This window comes from Arthrobacter sp. NPDC093128 (assembly GCF_040683875.1).
In the GTDB taxonomy this organism is placed as follows: domain Bacteria; phylum Actinomycetota; class Actinomycetes; order Actinomycetales; family Micrococcaceae; genus Arthrobacter.
In genome coordinates, this window is sequence record NZ_JBFBEY010000028.1 from 18,949 (window position 1) to 37,721 (window position 18,773).

16 protein-coding genes are annotated in these 18,773 nt (G+C 61.1%); 5 read left to right on the forward strand and 11 right to left on the reverse strand.

Annotation, left to right across the window (positions count from 1 at the left end; all coding sequences use genetic code 11):
• The first annotated feature begins 61 nt into the window (after positions 1–61).
• Entirely contained in the window at positions 62–1,537 is a 1,476-nt protein-coding gene (locus AB0N24_RS23720; RefSeq protein ID WP_364129904.1) for an aldehyde dehydrogenase family protein, read from the forward strand.
• Between the two features lie 165 nt (positions 1,538–1,702).
• Positions 1,703–2,401: a maleylpyruvate isomerase family mycothiol-dependent enzyme gene (locus AB0N24_RS23725; RefSeq protein ID WP_364129906.1), complete on the forward strand. Its 699-nt coding sequence runs from the start codon at positions 1,703–1,705 to the stop codon at positions 2,399–2,401.
• 370 nt (positions 2,402–2,771) lie between these two features.
• Here the strand turns inward: AB0N24_RS23725 and AB0N24_RS23730 are convergent, their stop codons facing one another.
• On the reverse strand, positions 2,772–3,680 hold the full coding sequence (locus tag AB0N24_RS23730; RefSeq protein ID WP_364129909.1) for a 2-dehydropantoate 2-reductase: 909 nt from the start codon (positions 3,678–3,680) through the stop codon (positions 2,772–2,774).
• 64 nt (positions 3,681–3,744) lie between these two features.
• Positions 3,745–5,334, reverse strand: coding sequence for a benzoylformate decarboxylase (gene mdlC, locus AB0N24_RS23735; protein WP_364129911.1), 1,590 nt, complete (start codon positions 5,332–5,334; stop codon positions 3,745–3,747).
• A 111-nt stretch (positions 5,335–5,445) separates the two neighbouring features.
• On the opposite strand from mdlC, the gene AB0N24_RS23740 reads away from it, so the two are divergent.
• Positions 5,446–6,360 carry a LysR family transcriptional regulator gene (locus AB0N24_RS23740; RefSeq protein WP_364129914.1) on the forward strand — a complete coding sequence of 305 codons (915 nt, stop codon included), beginning with the start codon at positions 5,446–5,448 and terminating at the stop codon, positions 6,358–6,360.
• Between the two features lie 110 nt (positions 6,361–6,470).
• Here AB0N24_RS23740 and AB0N24_RS23745 read toward each other — a convergent pair whose 3' ends face one another.
• On the reverse strand, positions 6,471–7,406 hold the full coding sequence (locus AB0N24_RS23745) for a LysR family transcriptional regulator (RefSeq protein ID WP_364129917.1): 936 nt from the start codon (positions 7,404–7,406) through the stop codon (positions 6,471–6,473).
• Positions 7,407–7,828: 422 nt separating this feature from the next.
• Between AB0N24_RS23745 and AB0N24_RS23750 the strand changes: the two genes are divergently transcribed.
• Together AB0N24_RS23750 and AB0N24_RS23755 are read left to right on the forward strand one after the other, a co-directional pair.
• Positions 7,829–8,410 carry a hypothetical protein gene (locus AB0N24_RS23750; protein ID WP_364129920.1) on the forward strand — a complete coding sequence of 194 codons (582 nt, stop codon included), beginning with the start codon at positions 7,829–7,831 and terminating at the stop codon, positions 8,408–8,410.
• 48 nt (positions 8,411–8,458) lie between these two features.
• Complete coding sequence (locus AB0N24_RS23755; protein ID WP_364129923.1) at positions 8,459–9,247, forward strand: SDR family oxidoreductase; 789 nt, start codon at positions 8,459–8,461, stop codon at positions 9,245–9,247.
• Positions 9,248–9,452: 205 nt separating this feature from the next.
• On the opposite strand, the gene AB0N24_RS23760 is transcribed toward AB0N24_RS23755, so the two are convergent.
• The 8 genes from AB0N24_RS23760 to AB0N24_RS23795 all read right to left on the reverse strand — a co-directional run bounded on the left by AB0N24_RS23760 (position 9,453) and on the right by AB0N24_RS23795 (position 18,386).
• The gene (locus AB0N24_RS23760) at positions 9,453–10,145 is read right to left on the reverse strand and encodes a histidine phosphatase family protein (RefSeq protein ID WP_364129925.1); all 693 of its coding nucleotides are present in this window, start codon (positions 10,143–10,145) and stop codon (positions 9,453–9,455) included.
• On the reverse strand, positions 10,145–10,411 hold the full coding sequence (locus tag AB0N24_RS23765) for an HPr family phosphocarrier protein (RefSeq protein WP_364129928.1): 267 nt from the start codon (positions 10,409–10,411) through the stop codon (positions 10,145–10,147). The genes AB0N24_RS23760 and AB0N24_RS23765 overlap by 1 nt, the downstream gene beginning before the upstream one ends.
• A gap of 37 nt (positions 10,412–10,448) precedes the next feature.
• Entirely contained in the window at positions 10,449–11,279 is an 831-nt protein-coding gene (locus AB0N24_RS23770) for a PRD domain-containing protein (RefSeq protein WP_364129931.1), read from the reverse strand.
• Positions 11,280–11,341: 62 nt separating this feature from the next.
• Positions 11,342–12,793: a family 1 glycosylhydrolase gene (locus tag AB0N24_RS23775; RefSeq protein ID WP_364129934.1), complete on the reverse strand. Its 1,452-nt coding sequence runs from the start codon at positions 12,791–12,793 to the stop codon at positions 11,342–11,344.
• Complete coding sequence (locus AB0N24_RS23780; protein WP_364129936.1) at positions 12,790–14,676, reverse strand: beta-glucoside-specific PTS transporter subunit IIABC; 1,887 nt, start codon at positions 14,674–14,676, stop codon at positions 12,790–12,792. The genes AB0N24_RS23775 and AB0N24_RS23780 overlap by 4 nt, the downstream gene beginning before the upstream one ends.
• 536 nt (positions 14,677–15,212) lie before the next feature.
• Positions 15,213–15,881, reverse strand: a complete 669-nt coding sequence (locus tag AB0N24_RS23785; protein WP_364129939.1) for a nitrilase-related carbon-nitrogen hydrolase — start codon at positions 15,879–15,881, stop codon at positions 15,213–15,215.
• Between the two features lie 435 nt (positions 15,882–16,316).
• Positions 16,317–17,330 (reverse strand): carbon-nitrogen hydrolase family protein, encoded by a 1,014-nt coding sequence (locus AB0N24_RS23790; RefSeq protein ID WP_364129942.1) that lies wholly within the window; start codon positions 17,328–17,330, stop codon positions 16,317–16,319.
• Between the two features lie 135 nt (positions 17,331–17,465).
• On the reverse strand, positions 17,466–18,386 hold the full coding sequence (locus AB0N24_RS23795) for a helix-turn-helix domain-containing protein (protein WP_364129945.1): 921 nt from the start codon (positions 18,384–18,386) through the stop codon (positions 17,466–17,468).
• Between the last annotated feature and the right edge of the window lie 387 nt (positions 18,387–18,773).

The window sequence follows — 18,773 nt, forward strand, 5'->3', positions numbered from 1 at the left end:
CCAAACCGGGGACCGCCCCGATTCCATTTCTCCCAACTACGACCCTCCCAGGAGCAAAACTATGACAACAACAACCTTGGAAATCACGGCGACGTTTGCCGGCCTGCCCGTCACCCAGCAGTTCCTCGGCGGGACGTGGCGTGAGGGCAGGTCCGAGAAGACTCTGACAGTCACCAACCCGTACGACGACTCGGTGCTGGCTTCCATCCGCCAGGCCAACAAGCAGGACCTGGACGACGCCTACAGGGCTGCCGAAGCGGCACAAAAGGAGTGGGCCGCCCAGCCTCCTGCCGCCCGACGCCAGGTAATCCTCCGGGCCGCCCAGATCCTGGAGGAGCGTCGCGAGGAAATAGTGGATTGGCTCATCAAAGAGTCCGGCTCGACCGTGGCCAAGGCCCAGGTAGAGGTCTCCCTGGCCGCCGGGATTACCCTGGAGGCGTCCTCCTTCCCCACCCGGGTTCACGGCCGCATTGTTGAGTCCAATACGCCCGGCAAAGAGCTGCGAGTCTACCGGCGCCCCATCGGCGTAGTCGGCATCATCAGCCCGTGGAATTTTCCGCTCCACCTCTCCGAGCGTTCAGTGGCCCCGGCCCTCGCCCTGGGCAATGCCGTGGTCATCAAACCGGCCAGTGACACACCGGTTACGGGCGGGCTGATCCTCGCGAGGGTGTTTGAGGAAGCGGGGTTGCCACCCGGAGTGCTCAACGTGGTCGTGGGCGCCGGATCCGAGATCGGCGACGACTTCGTAACCCACCCGGTTCCCGGGCTGATTTCCTTCACGGGCTCGACGCCGATTGGGCAGAACGTTGGCAAACTCGCCGCCGGTGGTAAGCACCTCAAGCACGTGGCCTTGGAACTCGGCGGTAACGCGCCCCTGGTGGTCCTTGCGGATGCCAATCTGGATGCTGCAGTGGAAGCTGCCGTGTTGGGCAAGTTCCTGCACCAGGGACAGATCTGCATGGCGGTCAACCGCATCATTGTTGAGGCCCCGCTCTATGATGAATTCGTGGAGCGGTTCACCGCCGCGGCCTCCGGGGTACCTTTCGGCGACCCTGCTTCTGCGCAGACCCTGGTGGGGCCGGTGGTCAATGACAGCCAGCTTGAAGGACTGAAAACGAAAATCGCAACGGCCAAGGCTGAGGGCGCCCGCACCGTCCTTGACGGCGAAATCACGGGCCGGGTCGTGCCGCCGCACGTGTTCGCCGATGTCAGTCCCGATATGGAGATTGCCCGCGAGGAGATCTTTGGACCGTTGGTGGGCATCATCAAGGCCGACGACGAAGCCCACGCCCTGGAGTTGGCCAACGCCACCGAATTCGGACTTTCGAGTTCGGTATTCACCCAGGACCTCGATCGCGGCGTGCAATTCGGCCTGGGCGTCAAGGCCGGCATGACGCATATCAATGAGATGCCGGTGCACGACGAATCCCATGTGCCTTTCGGCGGCGAGGGCAACTCCGGACTGGGCCGGTTCAACGGCGACTGGGCTATTGCCGAATTCACCACCGACCACACGGTTGGAGTCAAGCGCCTCTAAGACCGGTTGCCCCGCCGATGCACGCTAAAGCATGCGTCGGCGGGGCATTTCCGTTTCCATCGTGCCGCCTCAGCCATCACGACCCGTATGGATCGGTACGATTTCAATATGAATCATTGGCCCGGATTGCCGGCTGGCATCCGGGCCAATGGATAAGGTGAATTTATGATTAATCCCGCACGCCTGCACTCCGACCTGTCGCGCCTCGGCCGGGAGACCGACATGTTCATGGCCACCGTAGAGTCCCTGTCCGACGACGAAATGGCCGCTCCATCCTTGTGCACGGGGTGGACCCGGGCAGATGTCATCGCCCACATCGCCTCGAACGGTCTGGCCCTGGTCAAGCTCATCGACTGGGCAACCTCCGGCGAAGAGCAGCAACTCTATGCCTCGCAGGAGGCCCGCGCCCGGGAGATAGCCGAGCTGGCCGCCCTGCCCCGCCAGGAACTTCTGGGCAAAGTCCGCCAGTCCTCCGTCTATTTCGCCGAACAGGCCCTTCGGCTGGGCGGGGAGATCGCCGTCGAGGAAGTGCACTTACACGGCAAGCAGATCCCCGCGACGTCCATTGTGGCGTTGCGGATCGCCGAGGTCGTGGTGCACCACCACGACCTCGACACCGCATGGACCATTGAGGAGGCGGATCCGGACTCGGTGCTCAACGCTCTGGAAGCCGCCGTGCGCACCATGCGCGCCAAGGGTGCGCCGGGGATGACCCTAGTGACGGAGGAACGCGACGAGTGGGTGATCGGCGACGGCGCCCTGCGCGTCACGTCCGACAGAGAAGGATTGCTCGAATGGCTGGCCCGCGGAGTTACCGACAACGTCGACGCTGACGGCGCACTGCCTATACTGCCGTCCTGGTAGGCCCGTATCATCGGGCCTTGTCTTGAGCCCGCTTTCAGCAAAAGTGCTCAGCAGTTTGTGCTCGGAATGTGTCCTTACTGGCGTAGCCAGACGACAAAGGGCAGAAGACGACACCAGCACGGTAGGTCAGTGCGAGTGGGTCTTAACGGGTCGCAATCGCGCGCCTTTACTAGGCTGCAGGACCTCTGATTCCCGTCCGCGCAGCTGTGCCCGGTTCGCCCGCGCTGGTGGGCTCGGTTGACAGCCGAGCCCACTGCACGGGTACCGGCAGCAACAGCTTCGTCCGGGTCCACTGATCATCACTCACACCAGATTTATTCGACGCCATTCAAGCATTCCGACAGCCGGCACCTGATTTAAGAGGCGCGCCCTACCGGATCGGCGCGGACGCGAGTGTTGTCAGCGCATTCAGCACCGGAGCAGGGATGCCTGATTTCTCGCCGAGACGAACAATTGCCCCGCCGATGTAGTCTGCCTCCGTACGGCGCCGTGCCTCCCGGTCCTGGAGCATTGAGGTCTTGTGTTCACCGGCATACAGGTAAGCGTTCTCAAGGGCGGCGTCGACTCGCTCCGCGGATAGATGGACACCCTGGGTATTTGCCACGGCAATTGTCTCGTCGACGACGCGGGCCACGAGTTCGCGGGCCGGGACGCTCGCTCCAATTTGGCCTACGGTCTGTCCCGTCACGGCGCTAAGGGTGTTCAGGGCGGCATTGAAGGCAAGCTTCTCCCAGATGGGTTCCTGGATGGCTTCCTCGGCGGAGGCATTCAGTCCAGCCTTGTTGAGGATATCCACCAACCTTTGGAGGAACGGCTCTGTTGTGCCGGTCCAGGTGCCTACCCGCACCTTCCCGCCGGGTCCGGTGATGATGTGGCCCGGCTGTTCAAGGTCAGCGGGAAAGTCAGTAATTCCGGCCAAGGTCCGTTCAGGTGTGAAGGCCCGCGCCAGGATGTCCGCATTTCCGAGGCCGTTTTGTAGCGTCAGGCCGAACGTTGTCGCGGAAATCAGATGCCGAACGGAGGCAACAGCAGCCTCGGTGTGAAAGCTCTTGGTGAAGACGATAATGAGCTCGAGGGTTTCACTGAAGTCGGCGGCCGTTCCCGCCCTGACGGGTGTGTGGCTCGCCGCGCCCTCTGATTCCACAGTGATTCCACGGGAATTGAGGGCTTGAATGGTTGCAGGCGCCGCGTCAATGAAGTAAACCTCGTTGCCTGACAGCTGCAGCCTGCCACCAAAAAGCTGGCCCATTGCGCCTGCACCAAGAACACCTATTTTCATCTAACTTACCTTTGCTTCGTCATGCTTGATTTGGGGGTATCGATTCCGGACCAGCGCTGCGGAGTCACCCTTCGAATTGGGTATTGATCTCGATGAGCGAGGGCCGGTTGCTTTCGAGGGCTTTGTTGAGCGCAGTTTTGAGCGAGGCTGGTGTGCTCACTGATTCGGCCGGAACCCCGTAGCCGTTTGCAATCTGGACAAAGTCCAGTCCTGGCACGTCCAAGCCCGGCGTTTCCCCGGTACCGAGCAGTTTGGAGAAGCCGCGAAGGGCCCCGTACGTTCCGTTTTTCATGATGAGGAAGATGCACGGGACGTTGTACTGGGCTGCCGTCCAGAGGGCAGTGATGCCGTAGTTGGCTGAGCCGTCACCGATGATGCCGATGACGCGGCGTTCCTTGTGCGCCAGTTGGGCGCCGACAGTGGCCGGCAGCCCGAATCCCAAGCCACCGGATGCCGGGAAGAAATAGCTGCCCTGCCCATCAAGGTCCATCTGCTGCCAGAAAGCCGCCGAAGTCGACGTCGATTCCTTGACGTAGACAGTGCCCTTTGGCGCCGTGGTGCGCAGCGTCTCGAAGACCGCCTCCGGATGTACAGCGTTGAACGATCCCTCGGAGGCCGCCGGGATGGGGGCCAGATCAGGCAGTTGACGGCGGCTTGTCTGGTCCACGGCTTCCGCCAGGGTGCGCAGGCTGCCGCGCACTGAGGTGACTATCGAGTCGCCCATTGGCGCACGGGCAGCTTCGCCGGCATCCCCGGTCAGGTGGATGATGCGGGTACCGGACTGCAGATACAGCCCGGGTACGTATTGGTGGTAGCGGAAGACTGGCGCACCAACGACCAGCACCAAGTCATGATCTCCGAGAATGTTTGAGATGTCTTTGATGGAGGCTGGCAATGCACCCCGGAAACTGCGGTGCCGCGTGGGAAACGGGCACCGTGAAGGTGACGGGGCGATCCACACGGGTGCGGCAAGCTTCTCAGCCAGGGCGACGGCGAATTCGTTGGCGTCGTCGGCGTCCACTTCCGGGCCGAGGACCAGGACTGGGTTCCTGGCAGTGTTCAGCTGCACCACGAGGTCCTGGACGATTTCGGCCGGGAGTTCCTGGGCAGCCACAGAAGTGCGTCCGGCCAGGTGCCGGGCCTCCGCCGGGGCCTCCTTATCCCAGTCGTCGTAGGGAATCGACACATACACCGGTCCCTTAGCTGGCAGCAGTGCTGTGTGAATGGCCTGGCTGATGGACCGGGGTACATCCTCAGGGCAGAGCGGCTCGGCGCTCCACTTCACCAGGGGCTTGGGCAGGGTCGGCGCGTCGACGCTGGCCAGCATTGCCTCCAAGCCAACCATTGACCGCACCTGCTGGCCGGCAGTGATCACCAGCGGGGAGTGGGAGTAGACCGCGTTGGTTAGACCACCCATGGCGTTCCCGGATCCGGACGCCGCATGAAGGTTCACAAACGCGGCGCCACCGGACGCCTGAGCGAAGCCATCTGCCATCGAGATCACGGCGCCCTCGTGCAGGCCGAGAATATATTGGAAGTCTTCTGGGAAGTCCTGCAGGAAGGGCAGTTCGTTGGAACCGGGATTGCCGAAGATTGTCGTCAGGTTGTGCTGCCGCAGGATCTCCATTGTTTCGCTGCGTACTGTCCTCGTCACGTGCTGTGCCCTCATTTCTCGCCTTATGGTGCGAATCACACTCCAAATAGGCTAAAACTGACCCTCATATAATTCCAATAAATGATTCGTATGCTGACATAGACTGCCTCTATGGTTAACCGTTCCGATACCTATGACCTGAACCTCGTGCGAATCTTTGTCCACGTTTATGAGGCCCGGAGCGTGACCCGCGCCGCGCAGGAGTTGTATGTCAGCCAGCCTTCAGTCAGCTATGCGCTGGCCAGACTGCGTAAGCTATTCAGGGATGACCTGTTCCTCCGGGGCCCGCAAGGTCTCCTGCCTACTCAGGTTGCCGTCTCCGTGTATCCCCAATTACGGCACGCGCTGGAATCCATGGACGATGCGGTTGATCGCGTGACTACTTTTGACCCTGCTACATCCACCCGCAATTTCCGCCTGCTTCTAACGGATATTGGTGAGATAGCCCTTCTTCCGGCAGTCCTCAAAAGGATTCAGGAATCGGCGCCCTCGACCTCCGTCGAAGTGATTCCGCTCGCCTACGGAACCGCCCGGGAAGACCTAGTCCAGGGAAAGGCCGACGGCGCGATCTGCACGCCTAGAATCGACGCTCCGGACCTGGTCCGGGATCAGCTGTTGGAGCAGTCGTACTGGGGGATATGCTCCGCTCATCATCCACGAATCGGTGACAAGCCGGAGGCTGAGGAGTTTTTTCAAGAGCGGCAGGTGATGATCAGCGAGCAGTTGGGGCATGAGCACCTCCAGCAGCGCATGCGCGAGCTTGCCTACGATCAGCCGGCAGCGGTGAAACTTCCGCATTTTTCTGCGCTGCCCCACGTGCTTGCCGCAACCGACTATCTGAGCATCGTGCCTGAACTTTTGGCGGAGATCTTTGAAAACGATGGACGAGTCAAAAAGTTCAAGCTTCCGTTCACCGTTCCGACCGGCAGCGTCGCGCTATACACATCCCGCCGAACAAGCCCGGCGCCGGCACTCGACTGGTTCAGGGCAATCATTCGCGCTGCTCTTGAAGAGGCGACGCTCTGACGAAGGGTCAACGCCTCAACCCGTTGGGGGCCGGCAATCGCCTGCCAATGCGGGCCGCTTCGACGGCGCCGCAGATTTCGGGGAGACGGTGGCCTGTCTGTGTGGACGGGCTACTTTCGGGGATCGGTCGAATAGGAACTCCGCGCAACATCGAAGAGCGCATCGACGCCCGGATGGCTGCGATCGGCGCGCGCGCAGAGAAAGACTTCGCTCGGTGGCGCATCGCTGATCGGTATAAATGCGATGTCCGGTCTGTGATAGTAATACGTTGCTGATTCTGGCACTATGCTAATTGCTCGATTGATTGCTGCCAGTTCTATCTGCTCCTCGAACGATATTACTGTCGGTCCGTATGGCGGGCTAGTGCCATCAGGAGAAGGATCGAGGGACCACCACCTGTGCCAATCGCTGGGTACGTTGGTTCTGCTCACTCTAGGTTCAGACTGTAAATCGGCGACAGTGAGAGAACTTGCTTTTGACTTTTGATTCCTGCGCGAGATCATGACCATTCGAGGTTCGGAAAACAGCTTCAAGAAGCGTAATCCAGACAGGTCGAGTGGCCCTCTTGAAATACAGGCATCGACCTCCGATGCCGTAACGGATGAACTCTGCTCAGAAAAGTCAACAGAGATAAGTTCAAGTTCAAATTGGGTGTGAGCACTTTCAAAGTCACGAACGAGGGCAGCTGTCAGCGACCCGGCGGCCAGGGCGACAAAACCCAATCTGACTTTATCTCTGCCATTGCGATGAATGGATTCAACCAAGGCATCAAAACGGTCTACTTCTTTGATAATCCGGCCAGCAGTCTCTAATAGCCGCTGTCCCTCGCGTGTTAGTTGGGCGCCGCGAGGTGTTCTGTCGAACAGCTGAATACCAATCTCGTCCTCCAGCTTTCGGATCTGCTCGCTCAGGGATGTTGGTGAGACAAAGAGCTCCAGCGCAGCCCGGCCGAAGTGCCGGTGCTTTGCAACGGCTTGAAACAACATCAACCGGCGCAGATTCAGATTGGTATTAATCCGACTGGCGCCGTCCTCGTTCTCCATCATCTCGCGGCTCTCCGTCCTCGTCCGTCCTCCTGCTGGGGTATGACAACTGTCGCATTACACCGGCTCACTCCGCAGTGGCTTCCGAGCCGGGTACCGGTCAGCGAGGGGATGTGGGCAGCCATGGACTCTCGGGCAGCCGCAGCACGTTTACCCAATGATTCCACAGAGTGGCCTGGGTTACATCGGGTAACTGCCTAGCCTCGACCTAGGGGAAGCGCTGCCGCCGATTGCCGGGATCCGCTTCGGGGTTGAAGGACTTGCTGTTGACCGCCCCAGCGCTCATCCGGCTTTTCCGAAGACGATCCAAACAATCCGGATAGCTTCGATCGTAACATCGATCTAGATTTGTCTTGCATCACATAAGCGGGTGGTTTTAGCCGCCCCGCTCTCAACCATAAACATCCCATTATCAGGAGACATCCATGCGCACCTTTGATCCACGCAATGTATGCGTGAGCCCTAATGAACTGCTCCAAAAGACGTCGAATCCTCGGCATATCGCAATGATCAAAAACTACCGGCTGCATGCCATGTTGGAGGTCGCCGGGCGCTGGAAAGAAATACTCCAGGACAATATGATCGTCGAGAATCCTCATTACTTCATGTTCTACATGGATCAGGCCCTAACCCTGAATGGACGTGATGAAGTAGCAACATTTTACTCCACTCTCGATGGGTCCGGGGGAACGGTATTCGGCCCACTGAGCGAAAAGATGGCCGTAGCGGACTGGGGGCTGGCGATCGAGTCACATTTTGCCCATCATCTGCGTGGCTATCAAATCGAGGCCATGGGGCTGAAAGTCGAGAATTCGGACGGCTATTACCAACTGGAACATTGGTTGAGCACTTTCTGGCCCTATAGCGAAGAATGTCTACTCATCGGTGAGCGGGTTTACGAGAACCCGGCCAGCCGGACCATTCGGGAGATCGATCCTGCCGATTTTGTAACCCCTGAGATCGCAGCAGCCTTGCTGGAACCACTCATCGATGAGTGCCAAATCTAGCTGTTGCGATCGGTCAAGCAGACACAAGCAGAGAGATTGAGGTGCAAAATGCGCGATTTTGAGGGAAAAGCTGGTTTGGTGACTGGGGCGGCCGGAGGGATAGGCCGCGCAACAGCGGTCGCATTTGGACGCGAGGGCGCCGGAGTCGTGGTTGCCGATCTGGAACACTCTCGCGACAAAGCGCTGGAGACAATTGCCCTCGTCGAGGAGGCAGGTGGCAAAGCGATCTTCGTCCCGGTGGACGTTTCAGATTCGACGTCTGTCGCGGAGATGGTCGACCAGACAGTACGGCACTTCGGGCGCCTCGACTTCGCGCACAACAATGCCGGAATCGGGGGAACGGGATTCCTGGCTGATATCGAAGAGGATGAATTTGATCGAATCATCGCAGTCGATCTAAAGGGCGTATGGCTAGCGATGAAATACGAGATTCAATATATGAAAGCCCATGGAGGCGGCACCATTGTCAATACAGCCTCCGAGGCCGGGCTCGTCGGGACGCTGTGGGCCGGAGCATATGTGGCCGCCAAACACGGCGTCGTCGGACTAACGAAGACGGCTGCCGGCGAGTGCGCCAACATGGGAATCAGGATTAACGCAGTCGCCCCCGGCGCAATCAGCACACCCATGGTTAGGCAACTGCCTGCCATGGCGAAGGAGATGATCCTGGCTCCTCAACCGCTGCATCGCCTGGGAACTCCGGATGAAGTGGCCGACGCTGTGGTTTGGCTGTCATCTGAAAAGAGCTCGTTCGTGCTGGGCACAATCCTGTCGGTCGACGGTGGCGCGACGGCAAACGCTGAGTCCTACAACCCTGAGTTAAGTCCGTCCGCTTGACGTCGCCGCCGTGGTGGGCCCGCACGTGGAGCGGTAGATCTGGGTGCGTCAACGAGGATGCGATTGCTACAAACGCAGCGGGTCACTCGTAAGCCTCAAGATCTTCCCGGCGTGCGGGCCCTCCCTGGCGAATCGTTTCAGTAGGCGCCGGTTTTGTTGATGGCCGCAGGACGGGTCCGGGGGCCGGTGACGTCGTGACGCACCATTAGATCGACGTCAGGAAAGAGCAGGAGGCGTCTGTTTCCCCGACGATGACGTGACGGTCGTCCCATGAGACAGTGATGATTCCGCAGTTCGGAAACCCGGCAGGCAGTAGATGCGTCGGAGCCAGGTGTCGGAGCAGGGTTCCCAGGACGGCTCCGTGAGTCACCACCAGCACGTCGCCTGATTCGGTATGCGCCGAATGTTCAGCTGCCGCCACGACAACGTCGAGTCCTCTAACGAGCCGGACGCTCACCTGGCGTGATGTCTCTGCCCGGCCGCTCGGATCATGCCTGTGAACTGCGTCAATGACGCTGTCGAATCCGTTGGCTGTCATATGCGGCCAGTCTGGTGACGCTGGTGCGTACGTGTATCCGTGATCCCGGAAGACCGGACCCCAGAGGGAGGCGTTCGGTTTGCCTTCCCAGCTTCCGAAATTCCATTCCCGCAGCTCGTGCATCTCGGTGGCGGAGAGGTGCGGATGTCCAGTTAGTGCCGCCGCTGCGGTCGTGCGGGTGCGCAAAAGATCGCTGGTGAACGCAGCGGCCAAACGTTCGCCGCGGAATCGCTCGCCCAGAGCCGCGGCCTGGCGTTCCCCTTTTTCGGTAAGAGGGGAATCGCACCAGCCCTGCAGCTGTCCGTTCACGTTGAAGAGCGTCTCCGCGTGCCGGACAAAGTGGATTCGTGCCTTGGCCATCACACCGAGTCGAGGTCCGACGCCAGCAGGGCCGCGATCTCGTCGGCCACACGCTCATCGTCAGTTCCCTCGACCCCGATGACCACTTCGTCACCGTGCCCGATGCCGAGGCTGAGCACCGACAGAAGGCTGTCGGCGTCGACTGTGCGGCCTTTGGCCGTGAGGGTTACGTCGTGGCCGGAGCTGGTTGCGGTGTTAGCAAGGAGCGACGCCGGACGTGCGTGAAGTCCGACTTTGGACGCGATGGAGGTGGTGCGCTGTGCCATGGTGGCCTTTCGGTGATTGGTTCAGGTAGGTGGTGGGTTATTCGGGTGCAGCGCGGGCGATGTGCAGGGCGAGGAACGCGACTTCCTCGTTGGGCAGCCGGACTCCGTGCTTCCCCTGTACGAAGTCACGGACCTTCTCGGCCGAGGCGACAGCACGCGGGTAGCGTCCGCTCAGGCTGTGGAAAAGGAAATCGTCCTCGCTGCTGAGGAGCCGGTCCGTGAAGAACCTCTCAACCAGATACTGCAGGTGGGTGATGAACCGCGCCGAGTGGAGGTCTTCGCGGTGCAGCTGGATCGAGGCCGTATGGGAAACGATCGTCGTGATCTCGCGTATGAGCTGGACAACCCGGAGTGAATCGACACCCTCCCTGCCCACCTCGGCGTTGGCCAGGTGAAAGGCGATGTTGGCCGCTTCGTCCTCCGGAAGGGCAACGCCGAGCCGGTCTTCCATCGCCGACAGGGCCTTGACCCCGACTGCATAATGCTTCGGGTAGACGGTCCGCATCTCCCACGCTAGGCGGTTGACGATCTTGAGACCACGGCGCTGACGGTCGACCGCGAAATGCAAGTGGTCCGTCAGCGCCAGGTAGATGTGCGGGTCCAGAACCAGGCCCTGCTTCACGGCGTCGTCGACAATGGTCCGCGTCAGGTCGATGAATTCCGCGGGAATTTGGGCCAGCAGTTCCACCAGGTTGCGGTGGTCCGCGTCGTCGAGGGAGACGAAAACCCGTTCACCCTCGGACGCCGCGATTTGCGACCCTGCCTTTTGGCCGTATCCGATGCCTTTTCCCAAGAGGACGCGTTCAACGCCCCGGCTGTCTTCCACGAGCACAACGCTGGAGTTGAGCACTTTCTTAATGGTGTGCACTCGAATGTCCTCCAGGATCGGCAGGATCGGCAGGATCGGCAGGGTCGCGATGGGGACCGCTATCAGGCAAGGTCGGCGCCGTTGGACGCGATGACCTTCTGGTACCAGTAGAAGGAGTCCTTCCGCAGCCGTTCCTGGCTGCCGTTCCCAAGGTCGTCCTGATCGACATAGATGAAACCATACCTCTTGGAGATCTGCGAGCTTGAGGCGCTGATCAGGTCAATCGGCGCCCAGCTCACGTAGCCCATCAGATCCACTCCTTCGTCCACGGCCTGGATCATCTGCTCAAAGTGCGCGCGGAAGTAGTCGATGCGGTAGGGGTCGTGGATGCGGCGGTCCGCAGTGAGCTCGTCCCGCATCCCCAGGCCGTTCTCGACGATGAACAGTGGCTTCCCGTAACGGTCGTAGAGGTCGATGAGTGAGATGCGCAGGCCGATGGGGTCGATCTGCCAGCCCCATTCGCTGGAGGGCAGGAATGGGTTTTTTACGCCGAGGACCGTGTTGCCGGGCGTGCGCTCGGCATCGGGCCGGACGGACTCTGTTATGGACATGTAGTAGCTGAACGAGATGAAGTCAACGGGGTGCTCGCGCAGCAGCTCGACGTCACCTTCCTCGAAAGGTATCTTCACGCCGCGCTGTTCCAGCGCCCGAAGGGCGAGGCGGGGATAGGCGCCGTCGGCCTGCACGTCGGTGCACAGGTACAGAAGGCGTTCCTTGGCCTGGGTGGCCGCGACGTCGTCGGGGTGGCACGTGTTGGGGTAGGTGGTGAGCATGGTGAGCATGCATCCCATTTGGGCGTCCGGGGAGATTTCCCGGAGTATTTTCGTGACGGATGCGGATGCGACGAACTGGTGGTGCAGGGCGGTGTAGCACGCCTGCTCGATGTCGCCGTCGACAAGTTCCTCGATGATGGCGCCAGAGGTGAACGGGTGCCGGATGATTCCGTCGATCTCGTTGAAGGTCAGCCACATCTTGACGAGGTGTCCGAAGCGCTCGAAGCAGGTCTTCGCGTACCGTTCGAACAGTTCGATGGTGCGGCGCTCCACCCAGCCGTTGTGCTTGAGGGCGAGGGCAACGGGAGGGTCGTAGTGCGAGAGTGTTACGAGCGGCTCGATGTTCAGGCGGCGCATCTCCGTGAACAAGGCTTCGTAGTAGGCGATTCCTTCCTCGAGAGGCTCAAGTTCTTCGCCGGTGGGGTAGAGCCTTGTCCAGGCAATCGAGACGCGGAGGGTAGTGAAGCCCATTTCTGCGAACAGCGCCAGGTCTCCGGGGTAGCGGTGGTAGAAGTCGATACCGCGGCGTTTCGGGTAGTACTCCACATCGTCATCCTCCAGCGCTGCAGTGATGCCGGCGACAGTGACCGCGTGGTGAAGGGCGTACTCCCTCGGGTCGGCGTTCGGCTTGTAGGTGGCCACGTCGGAGACTGCCGGTCCGCGGCCGCCCTCACGCCATGCGCCTTCGACCTGGTTGGCGGCGATGGCGCCGCCCCATCGGAATCCTTTGGGTAGCGTCATTTGACGAGCTCCTTCTCTTTTGACCTAGTTGTCAGGAGGACCTGGCCAGCTTTTACGCTGCCTGATCCGTCCACTGTCACGGTGTATTTTTTCGGGTTCACCACGAGGACCGGTGTGGTGGTGTCGTAGCCGGCGGCGGTGATTGCGTCGAGGTCGACGTCGAGGAGCAGCTGGCCGACTTCAACGCGGTCGCGGACGGCGATGTGGGCCGTAAAGGGGGCTCCTTCCAGTTGCACGGTGTCGATGCCGACGTGGATGAGAACTTCGACGCCGTCGTCTCCGCGGATGCCGATGGCGTGCTTGGAGTCCATCAGCACGGTCACAACACCGGCGATGGGGGACCGGACCGTGCCGTTCGTGGGACGGATGGCAACGCCTTCCCCGATGATGCCTGCCGAAAACACGGAGTCATCGACTTCCGCGAGCGGGATAACGACGCCGGTCATAGGGCTGGCAAGGTGGCCGGAGCCATGGGCTGGTTCCTTGAGGGCGTGGCTGTCGCCGAGTACCCGGAGCGTGGCCGAGTCCGTGTCCCGCCATAGGATTGCTGCCAGGACGAATGAGACAACGAGTGCTATGCCCAGGCCGATGAGGGCGTTGACGAAGTTCCACGGGTTGGCGGCGTCAACGAACAGCGAAATGCTCGCGAGGCCGGGGCCGACGACGGCGAAACCGGCGACGTGCGTGAGGCCCATGTAGGCACCTGCTGACATGCTGCCGATGATGACGGAGATCAGCGCGCGGCGGTTTTGCAGCGTCACGCCGTAGAGCGCAGGTTCAGTGATTCCGAAGAGTGCTGAAACCCCGGCTGACAGGGCGGTGGCGCGAAGGGTTGTGCTTTTGGTTCGAAGGGCGACGCCGAAGGTTGCGCCGGCCTCACTGATGTTGTGGGCCAGCGACGCCACCAGGTAGAAGGATTCCTTGCCTGCGCTTGCCATGGTGGCGATGGTCGGCGGGATGAAGGCTTTGTGCATACCCACGGAGATGACCAGCGGCAGGACGCCGGCGAGCAGCATCACGGCGACCCAGCCCAATGTGTTGTAGAGGCCGATCATGGCAGCGGTCAGCAGGACGCCTAGCTGGTAGCCGAGGGGTCCCAGCAGGAAGATGGTGGCCGGAACCACGATGATGATGCACATCAGGGGAACGAAGAAAATCCTGATGGGTCCGGGGGTGATCTTCGTAAAGGCCCGTTCCACCACGCTAAGCAGCAGAACCGCAAGGATGGACGGGAAGACCTGGGCGTTGTAGGGCACGGTGGGGACGCCGAGTCCGAAGAGCTGGATACCACCCTCCCGGGAAACGAGGGCCGTGAAGGGCGGAAAGACCAGGACGCCCACGATCCCGAGGGCGAGCGGGCGGTTGACGTCGAGCTTCTTGGCTGCCGTGTAGGCGACTAGCAGGGGAAGGAACCCAAAAACGGCGTCTGGGATGGCCGAGAGCAGCTTGAAGTTATCACTTGCGGGGCTGATCCAGCCCACAGCGGAAGCCAGTACCAGCAACGACTTGAAGATGCCCGCACCGGCGATCGCTGGAATGATCGGGGTAAAGACGCTGACGATGAAATCCATCACCGTTGAACCGCTGTGCTTCCAGGACAGGGGGCGGCGGGTCTGGGTCCCGCTGTCCGCGCCCGCCTGACCGCCGCGCAGTTTCTCGACCGCGTCGAACACCTCGGCGACTTTGCTGCCGACGATGACCTGCGTCTGGGGTCCCTTGACGACGCCGATGACGCCGGGGATGGCTTTCAGGGCTGCCTCGTTGGCCTTGCTGTCGTCTGCCAGGGCGAACCGCAGCCTGGTCGAGCAGTGCTGCAGTCTCGACACGTTTTCGGCTCCGCCGACGTGTTCTAGGATCGCCTTCGCGTTTTCCTGAGTACTCATGGACCCTCCTTTGGATTCAAAGGACAAGCACGCTCCGCTGCGCTTCCGGGCACAAAAAAAGGACCCGACTCTGCTCGATGAGCTTCTGAGTCGGATCCTGCCTGCACTACCAGTCACATGTCCTTGGAGTACTCTAGCGTGATCCGAGGCACAGGTCAACAAATTTGATGTAGTTTCTTGGGACGGGGAGCTCTTTGTCTTCGTGCCCGTGTTGAGGGCCCTGAATATGGGGGCGCCAAACCGGTGGGCGGACAGTAATGCTGTCCGCCCACCAGCTGTACGTTGTCGTCCCAGGAACCCCGTGTGTGGCTCCTAAAGGAGGCAGAGAGGCGAATCCTCAGGCGCCTCTAACCTGACGCAGCGCCACATGCTGGCGTTTACCCCCCTGGGCGTCTGCCGGAGCTGCGCACACAGTCTGTCAGTGCAGCCATGGCCACCGCTAAGAGACCCGCCGGGTCTTGCGCGGCAGCCAGGCGTGATCTGCTGAAAAAGAAGATAGCCATAACTGCTTCCTGAATTTGAGTAGATTCCCGGCGTTACGCGCCCGGGACAGTGATCTGGTTGAGCGTGCCGTGTTCAGTGTCGGGTGTGCAGGGTCCCGGGTAGGACTGGCGCAGCGTCTGCAGGACGCCCCAGGAGAACTCGCCCTCGGCGTCGGAGGAGGCTGTGGTGAAGCCGCTCGGGTCAAACGTGGCAAAGAGCAGGTCTTCGCTTCCCACACTCTTAGTCTCCGCGATGACCTGACCCAACGGGTTGAAAACAGCGCCATAACCGGTTCCGGAGAGCAGCACGTAGGTACTTCCGGTGATCGCGCACATCCGGGCCGCGGTGAGCGCCACCTCGACATCCTCCCACCATTGAACGTCCGCGCCTCGGGCCGCGTTATATGGCCATGCGGCGAAGTGGACGTTCTCGCGTTGGGCGAGCATGTCGAAAGTGCTGTAGGGCCGGAGGTGTTCCCAGCAGGACAGTGCCCCGATCCGTCGCAGCTCCGTCGGGACCACTTCGATGTTGTCCGGCTGCGGGTCATCGGAGAACAGAGCGCGCTCGCCGCCGGAAGGGCGGATCTTTCGACGCACGATCAGCGGCGTCCCCTCCGGCCCGAACACAGCCTGACCCATGTAGAGGTGCTCACCGGCTCGTTCGGCATAACCGATTTCAACCATGACGCTGTGATCACGGGCGGCGGCGCTGAGGCGCTCCACTCAGCGCCGCCGACCACCAGGGTCTGCGCCGCGTAGGCCGCAAGGCGGGTCTGTATCCATTCATCGCTGATCTCGGGGAAGCCGGTCAGCCACAGTTCCCCGAAGGCGACAATCTTTGCCCCCCCGGACGGCTGCCTGTCCGATGAGGCTCACGGCCTTGTTCACTCCGGCTTTCAGGTCAAGCTCGACGGCGGCCGCCGTCACCACTGCGACCGTATACGGCGTAGTGCGTGGAACGACGGCGGGGCTGTTTTTCTTCCTCGGCGCGGCTGATGCCGCTTCGGTGGTGAGGGAGGCCAGCGATGCTGCGAGTCCGGCTGCGGCGATCCCCCGGAACATGGTGCGCCGGGTGGGACCGGCGATGGGACTGTGGGCAAAGTATTCGGGCAGGGAAGTGTCCTTTGGAAGGTGGGGTGACGTGGAATACGGGCAGGATCAGAGTGCGCCGTCGAACTGTTCGGCGGGCTGAGGGAGTGAAGGCTCGGCTTCCGGGGCGGCGCGCAGCACCCTCGGGTTCGCCGTCGGGTTGAATAGCAGCTGCAGCACATCCGGACGGGAATAGTGGCCCACGGGGTCGTAGGCGTTTTTTGCGGCGAGGATCTCGCCGTAGTTGATGTCGGCATAGAGGATCCCTTCCTCCGTCGGCGCCAGGGGTGTTGCGAGGGAACGTCCGTCCGGCCCGTAGATGCGGGCGTGGCCACCACCGAGTTTCAGCAGATCCCGTTTCATATCGGTGTCGGCAAACAAGTCATGCGCTGATTGGCCGATGAGTCCCGTGGGAGCGAGGACGAAGACCTGGCCTTCGACCGCGTACTGCTGGGAAGCCGCGGTGTTCACTTCCGGCCCGAGCAAATATGCTGCGCCTTCGTAGACTGAGAAACTTGGCCACGCCGCGATGTGGAGCTGCTCGTGCTGGCTGAACATGGCGTACTTCGTCAGCGGCTGGATATGTTCGGCGCAGCACAAGGCTCCGAGCCGGCCGAACTCTGAGTCGACGACGGCAATGTCCGAGCCGTCGCCGTCGCCGAACACGGAACGCTCAACATGGGTGGGCTTAAGCTTACGGCGGGTCTTCAATACCTCTCCTGAGCTGCTGATGAGGGCTTGGCCGATATATAGCGACCCGCCGACTCTTTCGCTGTAGCCCAGCGCGATGGCGATTTTAAGTTCTGCCGCGGCCTGCCGGATACGCTCGAAGTGCGCCGAGTCCAGCTCAAGGGAGTTTTGTGCGTAGGGGACGACGAACTGGGATTGCCACGCGACCGAGTCGAGCCAGATCCACCATGGGTATCCGGGAATCCACGTTTCGGGGAAGGCAATGATTTCCGCGCCGTTGCCTGCCGCTTCAGCGGCGAAGGCGATCGTCTTCTCAACCCCGCCGTCGAGGTCGAGCCATACCGGCTCTGCCTGCACGGCGGCCGCGGTGAAGGTTTTGGTGTAGTCAGACATGAGGGCCCATTTCTCCGGTCTCGGATATTTACCCTTTCAGGCTAGGAGAGGGAAGGCCGGCACAGCAGGGCAGACCGTGCAGCGCAGGAGGCATTCCGTGCATGGCTCCCGGAGACAGTCGGTGCCTGCGCGGACCTAGGAGCCGGCGATGATCAGAGCGCGCTCGCGGCGGTAGGCCGCCGGCGTCTGTCCAGTATTTGCCCTGAAGGCCCGCGTGAACGTTGACGAATCCGTGAACCCGCACTCATAGGCAATCGTTGCCACCGGACGTTTTGGGTCGTTGACCAGCATCCCCTGGGCGAGATCGAGGCGCCTCTGCCGGATCATTTCAGCAGGACTCTGGCCGGCTTCCGTGAAGAGGTTGTAGAGCTGCCTGAGGGAGATATGGAAGGCCGCGGCGACAGTTGACGGATCCAAATTCGCGTCGCAGGCATGCTCGCGAACAAACTGTTTGACGCTGGCGTACGTCGCGTCTCCGGATGCGTTTACGTACGTGCCGTCCACAGACCCAAGCGCAACGTCCAGGAGTTCGGCGGCAACGCGTCCGAGGCCCGCTGAGTCCCTGCCGGTTCCCTCGATGGATAACTGCATGATGTATGTCTGCAACAGCCTGAACGGCATTGTCGGTTCGAAGGAGCGGGCGGCGAGCTCATCGAGGCGGCGCCTGCGGGTGGACAATGCGGCTGCAGGCACCTGCAGGACAACTTCGTCGATGGCGGTGGGGAAGTCCAATTCGTAGGGACGGTCCGTGAGATACAGGACTGAATGTCCGGGTTTCTGGGCTGCAAGGCGGCCGTTCTGACTCACTCTCGCTTGCCCCCGCAGGTGGGTGACAAACAGAACGCTTTGCGCGGAGTCGCCATTGGCCTGGTCAGGTGTCCGGTTGAGCACAGAGCCCTCACACTTCACACGGCTGAGCCCGTAGTTAGAATCCAGTTGCTGACGCGATATGTGACCAACAAAGCACTTCGACAATTGGGAAACACGGAGCGGAACGAAACTGCGCGAAACTGCATCTTCCCATTCATCGGCGGAGAGGTCTTGGCTGGGGCTCATGCCTCAAGACTGCCGCGGCCACATTTCCCAGCCATTAGTCAACTGTTTCGCGTGTGTTAAACCGCGACGGGGTGCCTGGCAACTGTTTTGGCTCTCAATGCCCTGGGTGGTTTTGTGTACGCTCGATTCTGACGTAGCCGGCTTCGATGCCGGCGGTGACGCGGTTACTGATCTGCTGCAGGATGAGAGCGGCACCGTTGAAGGGTTTGATGTCGTATTGGCAACGCCCCTGCTTTTGATCGGAAGGTCATGTCCTGGTCCAGCCGAATGACCGATGTAGAGGGAGTCCGACGGGAGTGGGCGATTTACGTGGATCTTCGATTCGGGATCGACAGCCGTGGATGGTCAGAGCTGGGTTGCCATCTGTTAGGCAGGAATTAGGGGTGT